Genomic DNA, 6,424 nt, shown 5'->3' on the forward strand with positions numbered 1-6,424 from the left:
TCTCAGTCCCAAGACCATCAGCACTTATCGCTCACGCGTCCATGCCAAGATGAACACGCGCACCGATGCCGAGCTGACTGGCTACGTGATCCAACGCAATCTCCTTTGAGCCGCCAGCGGCCGCTCAGGCGCCCTGCAGCACGAGCATCGGTCCTGCTGAGCGGGTAAAACCGCTCGCCTCCCGCATCCCCCCAACCCGCCCCGGCACACCTCGTTTCATGACGGGTACACGCCTACAACCAACTCGTCTGCCTCCCCGGATGGCGATGAGCAAACCGGTGCAGACGGTAGGTCAGAATAGCCTTCCGGCCAGGCCGGCACCCCCGGCCCATCACCTTCCTCTGCATCAGACTGACAGGTTGAAGCTGATCCCCAGAATTGCTGCGATGATCACGGCTATGGGCCACAGAGCGATACGATAATCACGTTCGGCCAGGACCATGAATAGCCCGCTGAAGGCGACCGCAATGCCTGATCCCGCCAGCGCCGTTTGTACATCGGCTTGGTGGCCAAATACCACCGTGGGCATGAGGATAGCCGTAAGCATGAATAAGGCCCCGGCTAGCCTGCGCCCCTTCACCGGACCTAGTCGGTGCAGGAAGGAATTCTCGCCGCTGGCCTGCGCCGCTTCCGCTCCCGGCAGCTGGTTGGCCACATTCAGGGCGGGTCCCAGAAGCAGGCCCAGCGCATACACCCAGAAGAGCACCGGGGACGCGTCTCCGTTGATGGCCCGCGACCAGACCAGTATGGTGGGTGCGGCCAATGCATGGGGCAGCCACGAGAGGGCTATTCTCTTCAGTCCGACATTGTATCCCAGCCCGCAGGCCAGCCCGAATATCATGAGGGCGAAAGGGAGCGGCCCGAAGCGGAGACTCAGCCCCAGCGCACCCGCCAGTAGGGCCATGAACACGACGACGGCAGTGCGCTGCTTGACCAGACCGGCCGGGATCGGTTTCCAGGGCTTGGCCTGCGCATCGTACTGTTGATCGAGCAAGTCATTGGACACGCCGATGGAGAATTGGATGAGCAGCATCACCAGCCCTGCGCGCAGTACGAGGTAGGGCAGGGGGGCTGCGCCCCCGGTCACGGCGATGACCATGGCCACGATGGCAACAGCCAGCGATGTCATCGGATGCAACATCCTTATATGTGCGATCACCCTGTTCATGACGCCATGAGGCAGGTCGCTGGGCGCCCCATCGCCACCCATCCGAATAGGATCCCAGGGGTGTCGAAGAGCGCTGACCTCAGGCCTCCGACGAGCTGCGGGCTTCCCTGGAGCGCAAGGGCCAACACCACTGCGAGGGCGCGATAGAGACGCATCAGCATGCAGGAAAATACCGTTGCGGCGGGGGCTTTCCCAGCATCGGGTTTTGCGCGGAGTGGGGGACCCCGATTCGAGTGACTCCGTCCCGGGAGTGCTGCTCAGGTCTACCGTGGTGGGTGCAGTTCGACTAGTGAAGAGTTAAGTTCGAGCGGCTTTTTCCAGGGCACCTGGAGTTGGGCGCCTGACCCAAGGGAGGATTACCGATGGAACGAAAGCAATTTTTGATCTACGTCACCACTGCCACGGGCTTGCTGCCCCTGGTGATCACCCAAATCGGATGCGCCTACGACGCGCCGGGCACGGAGGTCGGGCAGGAGGGGATAGGCGGCTCGGCCGGATTCAAGGTGGTATCCTCCAGAGATAATTTCCACCGCCACGAAATCACGATTCTATTCGCGGATGTTGCACAGCCCCCGGCCGGCGGGAAAACGATCACGTCCACCGGCGCGATGCACACTCATGACGTTATCCTGGGGAGGGCCGACTTCCAGCGGCTGCAGGATGGCGAGCAGGTGATCAAAACCAGTTCCTTCGACGCGCGACACACCCACAGGTTCGCCATCCGGATGCCCACCGGCTAGGATCACAGAGCGGCGGCCCGTCGTTGAACATGATCCCGTAGCCGGGAATTTGCGGCTGCGCTGCTGGCCTAATTTGGCAACACCAGTTTGATGATGGGACGCCCACTACCGGATCGAGAAGCAACTTCACAAATCAGGCTGTCGGGGAGCAACAATATCCCAGCACCTGGGGACTACAGCTGTGACTGCTCCCACTCCTCCGGCGTCAGCGTCTTCATGGAGAGTGCGTGCACTTTCCCGCCCATGAGGTCCCCCACGGCCGCGTAGACCAAACGATGGCGCTGAACCAGGGGCAGGCCCTCAAACTCAGCCGCAACAATAATGGCCGAAAAGTGCCCGCCTCCGCGAGCTTCTTGCAGCTTGGCGCCCTGGAGGTGGTCTTCATGGAGGTGGGATTCATCCTCGAGTTGAAACACGGTGGGCGCCAGGGCCGTCGTGATCCGATCCTGGAGGATGCTCGCGGTGGAACTCTTATCGGGTTGATCGTGCGCGGTCATGGTGAAGTCTCTGCAAGTATGAGGCGCTGGGGCCTCAGTATTGCATCAGGCTGGGATCTACTTCCAGGGTCCAGGCCCTGATTCCACCCCGCAAATTCTTCACCTGGGTGTAGCCCTGCTTGATGAGATAGTCTGACACAGCCGCGGACCTGCCCCCCGTATGGCAGTGAACCACGATCTCCTTGGAGGGGTCGACCTCTCCGAGCTTAGAAGTCATAGAGTTCATCGGGATCAGGAGAGCCTCATCAATGTGCGCGATTTCCCACTCCCACGGCTCGCGAACGTCCAGAATCAGGATCTTGTCACCATTCTCAAGCTTCGCCCTGAGTTCTTGCACGCTCATTTCCGGTACGGTTACGGTCTCCGCTGTGCCGGAGACGCCACAGAAGCCCTCATAATCGATGGGTTCAGTGATAGTGGGGTGCTCTCCGCAAACTGAGCAGTTGGGGTCCTTTCCTATGCTGACCTGATGGAAAGTCATTGCCAGTGAGTCAAACAATAACAGGCGACCGATCAAAGGCTCACCTGCGCCCGTGATCAGTTTGATCGTCTCGATGGCCTGCAAACTGCCGACGATGCCGGGCAAAACCCCTAGGACGCCCCCCTCGGCACAGGATGGCACCAGGCCCGGTGGGGGCGGATTCGCATAGAGGCAGCGATAACAGGGCCCCTCCTTGGCGTGGAAGACTGCCACCTGCCCATCGAAGCGGAAAATCGAACCGTAAACGTTTGGTTTGCCTTGGAAAACACAGACATCGTTCACCAGGTAGCGGGTGGGGAAATTGTCTGTGCCATCAACTATGATGTCATAGTCCGCTAGAATCCCACCGGCATTAGCCGATGAAAGGGCCTCTTCGTGTGCGGATATTTCAACCTTGTGGTTGAGGCTTTCGAGTCGCTCCTTGGCGATCTTAATCTTTGGCTGGCCAACATCCTCTAGCGAATACAAGATCTGCCGCTGGAGGTTTGACAGGTCGATCACGTCGAAATCCACCAAGCCTATGTGACCAACGCCCGCAGCCGCGAGATAGAGGGAGGCCGGGTTTCCCAGCCCGCCCAGGCCCACCACAAGGACCGCTGCCTGCTTGAGCGAGCGCTGACCTTCCAACCCGATTTCCGGCAGCGAAAAATGCCGGCTATATCTGAGGTATTCTTCGCGATCAAATGTTGCCTCGCTCACCGTCCCCCCAGCAATCGCCGGAATGATCATGATCTCATCGTCTTCCCGAAGGGGTCTGTCCAGGCCGCCCTGCTGCCGGATATCCTGTTCACCGACATAAATATTGATGAAATTCCTGAGCTCGCCGTGAGCATCGTAAAGATGCTGAGCCAAATCTTCAAATTGATCAACCACCGCTGCCACCGCTTCGCCCACCGTTTGGGCGGAAACCGTTACCCAAGCCTGCTCGGCGGTAAATCGGCGCAGGGGGGAGGGGATTCTAACTTTCACGGTCATGACGTAGCCGGCTCTGGTTCTAGTGCCACCGGAACGAGCTCCAAGAATTTGCTCCGGTCCGGGGATAGCTCCCACCACCTGTGTTCCGTTGTGGCGCCCTGCAGGATGCTCAGAATTTGATATACGAAGCCTGGCAAGGCACCGTCTAAGTCCTTTTGCGATGGAATCGCGGGATGGTCCGGATGGGAGTGGTATATGCCCACCAACTTGTAGCCGGAGCTTTCAGCATAGTCCTCCCCTTCGAGGTACTGCTCTGGCGTAATAAAATAATGGCGTGTGCGCCCTTCCTGCCGCCGATTCTCAACCGGTCTTGCCAGCACCACTTTGACGGTGGGACCCGTATCGCTTCCGTATAAAAAGCCGCACGATTCCTCAGGATAGGCCTTCACGGCTGACTCATTGGCCGCTTCCACGGCCAATTCGCTCAGCATTAATGCTCGTGGGTCCATTCAGTCCTGCCATAATGATGTGCTGATGTAGCGCTCCCCGGTATCGTTCAGCAGTGTGACGACGGAGGCATTGGCATCTTTTCGTAAAATCTGCCCCACGGCCGCCATATAGGCTCCCGATGACTGCCCCACAAAAAATCCTGCCTTGGCCAATCGGTGACACATGAGTCGGGCTGCTTCGGAACTTATTTCCAGGTACTCGTCAATGAACGTTTCATCCAATATTTCCGGGACAACGTCGCCCACTTCGCCCAATGGTTTTAGCCCCTCGATTCCAGGGAAGCGCTCGGGCTTGACTACAACGACCCTGATATTCCGGTCGTGCTCCTTCAATCTCCGCGAAATGCCCGTCACGGAACCACCGGTGCCGATGCCACCGACAAAGTGCGTCAAATCTGGCGACTGCGTTACAATTTCCTCTCCGGTCGTTTCGTAGTGCGCCAGCCAGTTGTCCTCGTTTCCGTACTGGTCGGCAAAATAGTACTTGTCGGTCGCCTCCTCAAATCGGCGCCGAACCTCCCTCAGGGCTTCGTCGTAGCCCTCCAGAGGATCGGTCAATATCACCTTGGCACCATGTGCCTTGATGCGCATCAGTCGCTCCTTACTGGCGTTTCCAGGGATAACCAACTCCACTTGACGCCCCACAGCCCGGCCGTAGATGGCATAGGCAATGCCGGCGTTGCCCGAGGTTGAGTCCAGTATAACTTTGCCGTCCTGAAGCTTACCCTGCTCAAGGGCCTTCAGCAGCATCCTTGCGACAGGCCTATCTTTCAATGAGCCCCCCGGATTCAGGTATTCTGCCTTCGCTGCTACCCTTGCAGCGGGGTATTCATCAGCGAATATTGAGATGGTCACCATGGGTGTATTCCCAACCAAATCGAAGATGCCCGTAGGGGTGATTTGGACCGTATTATTGGGGCTCAATTCCATCCCAACCCTGTTGCTCTATGGTCAAGAAGACCGGTAAATCGTGTAGCGTTGATAAGTGGGCCGATTCTGCTGCCTGCGCTCCCCCAGGAGGGCCCTGCCGGTAGTTCCCCGGACTGTTTCAAAGCTGTCTGGGGGATGAGTATTATTTACACGGGCTCGGCAAGATCGGTAGCCACAGTAGACCGCGGGAATGCAGGACACCAGGAGTGTATCCTCCCATCGGAATCGCCAGCTCCCCTCAATTCAGTTCGGCGCTTCCTGCCCAAAGTACTCGTAGTTCACGGCGATAAAGGGCTTCCATTCGTCCGGCACTTCACTCTCCTCAAAGATGGCATCGACTGGGCACTCCGGCTCACATGCCCCACAGTCGATACACTCGTCAGGGTCGATATATAGCTGCAGACCTTCCAGGCTTTTCTCAGCTTCTTTGAGTTCCTTGGCGCCGGCTCCCGCATCGTCCTTCTCAAAAGGACCATGAATACAGTCGACCGGGCATACCTCCACACAGGAGGTATCGCAGACACCTAAACACGGTTCAGTGATGATGTAGGCCATAAAGCTCCTCATTCCCTCCGGTAACCAACGTCAATCCTCGCTTCCCCGGCGGCCATCGGCCTCAGGGTGTACGTTACAGATGTGCCCAAGATTGTGCAACCGCACTGAACTGCGTTGACTGCTCGGTTCAATCCCTAGCATCCCAGCCGTGCAACCACGAACTCGCATGAATTAGAGGGCAACACTTCCACGCTACCCACCTGGGCAAACATCGACATGAACCCCTCAACCTGCTTGATATCGGGGGCATTCAGGATCAGGTACAGGGTGTGGCCACCGTCCACCACGGCCTCTCCGTGGATCGTGACATCATACTTGGCCGCATTTTCTGCGGATAACTGCGCGAGCAGCATAGGTGCCGTCCGCGGGTCCTGTGCCGGACAGACATCCGCACTGTGCTCATGCTTGACTACAAATAATGCCATGGCGCTGATATTCCCTTCCCGCCTTGGTCTGATTCATGCGGCGGTTTCACTTGAGTTCGAGCCGCAAATATTGATCGACGCGAGTAGTATACAGTACCGCCAAATGTCCATTTCGATTGCTGTCGTCATCCTGCCGGCGTTGATTCGCCCGTCCGGATTACTGGGTTGGCGTCACCGTGGTTCGCTCAAGGACGGCGATCATTT

Annotated in this window: 9 protein-coding genes; 2 read left to right on the forward strand and 7 right to left on the reverse strand. The window is 58.1% G+C overall.

Annotated features, from left to right (window positions below; translation table 11 throughout):
- Positions 1-109 (forward strand): DNA-binding response regulator (locus IH971_10400; protein MCH7498247.1); only part of this gene is annotated, 109 nt, incomplete at its 5' end.
- 237 nt (positions 110-346) lie between these two features.
- Here the strand turns inward: IH971_10400 and IH971_10405 are convergent.
- Complete coding sequence (locus IH971_10405) at positions 347-1,129, reverse strand: UbiA family prenyltransferase (protein ID MCH7498248.1); 783 nt, start codon at positions 1,127-1,129, stop codon at positions 347-349.
- 401 nt (positions 1,130-1,530) lie between these two features.
- Here IH971_10405 and IH971_10410 point away from each other — a divergent pair, with 401 nt between their 5' ends.
- Positions 1,531-1,908 carry a hypothetical protein gene (locus IH971_10410; GenBank protein MCH7498249.1) on the forward strand — a complete coding sequence of 126 codons (378 nt, stop codon included), beginning with the start codon at positions 1,531-1,533 and terminating at the stop codon, positions 1,906-1,908.
- A 173-nt stretch (positions 1,909-2,081) separates the two neighbouring features.
- Here IH971_10410 and IH971_10415 read toward each other — a convergent pair whose 3' ends face one another.
- The 6 genes from IH971_10415 to IH971_10440 form a co-directional block, all read right to left on the reverse strand.
- Entirely contained in the window at positions 2,082-2,405 is a 324-nt protein-coding gene (locus IH971_10415) for a BolA family transcriptional regulator (GenBank protein MCH7498250.1), read from the reverse strand.
- 34 nt (positions 2,406-2,439) lie between these two features.
- Positions 2,440-3,861 (reverse strand): molybdopterin-synthase adenylyltransferase MoeB, encoded by a 1,422-nt coding sequence (gene moeB / locus IH971_10420; protein MCH7498251.1) that lies wholly within the window; start codon positions 3,859-3,861, stop codon positions 2,440-2,442.
- Complete coding sequence (locus IH971_10425; protein MCH7498252.1) at positions 3,858-4,292, reverse strand: M67 family metallopeptidase; 435 nt, start codon at positions 4,290-4,292, stop codon at positions 3,858-3,860. The genes moeB and IH971_10425 overlap by 4 nt, the downstream gene beginning before the upstream one ends.
- A gap of 18 nt (positions 4,293-4,310) precedes the next feature.
- Positions 4,311-5,240 (reverse strand): cysteine synthase family protein, encoded by a 930-nt coding sequence (locus IH971_10430; protein ID MCH7498253.1) that lies wholly within the window; start codon positions 5,238-5,240, stop codon positions 4,311-4,313.
- 243 nt (positions 5,241-5,483) lie between these two features.
- Entirely contained in the window at positions 5,484-5,795 is a 312-nt protein-coding gene (locus IH971_10435) for a ferredoxin family protein (protein ID MCH7498254.1), read from the reverse strand.
- Between the two features lie 134 nt (positions 5,796-5,929).
- Positions 5,930-6,220, reverse strand: a complete 291-nt coding sequence (locus tag IH971_10440) for a sulfite oxidase (protein ID MCH7498255.1) — start codon at positions 6,218-6,220, stop codon at positions 5,930-5,932.
- Positions 6,221-6,424 lie beyond the last annotated feature (204 nt).

This window comes from Candidatus Neomarinimicrobiota bacterium (assembly GCA_022560655.1).
In the GTDB taxonomy this organism is placed as follows: domain Bacteria; phylum Fidelibacterota; class Marinisomatia; order SCGC-AAA003-L08; family TS1B11; genus JADFSS01.

Bases quoted from the DNA above. Each gene is read 5' to 3' on its own strand.
- IH971_10405 (MCH7498248.1), bottom strand. From the start codon at position 1,129: ATGACATCGCTGGCTGTTGCCATCGTGGCCATGGTCATCGCCGTGACC.
- IH971_10410 (MCH7498249.1), top strand. From the start codon at position 1,531: ATGGAACGAAAGCAATTTTTGATCTACGTCACCACTGCCACGGGCTTG.
- IH971_10415 (MCH7498250.1), bottom strand. From the start codon at position 2,405: ATGACCGCGCACGATCAACCCGATAAGAGTTCCACCGCGAGCATCCTC.
- moeB (MCH7498251.1), bottom strand. From the start codon at position 3,861: ATGACCGTGAAAGTTAGAATCCCCTCCCCCCTGCGCCGATTTACCGCC.
- IH971_10425 (MCH7498252.1), bottom strand. From the start codon at position 4,292: ATGCTGAGCGAATTGGCCGTGGAAGCGGCCAATGAGTCAGCCGTGAAG.
- IH971_10430 (MCH7498253.1), bottom strand. From the start codon at position 5,240: ATGGAATTGAGCCCCAATAATACGGTCCAAATCACCCCTACGGGCATC.
- IH971_10435 (MCH7498254.1), bottom strand. From the start codon at position 5,795: ATGGCCTACATCATCACTGAACCGTGTTTAGGTGTCTGCGATACCTCC.
- IH971_10440 (MCH7498255.1), bottom strand. From the start codon at position 6,220: ATGGCATTATTTGTAGTCAAGCATGAGCACAGTGCGGATGTCTGTCCG.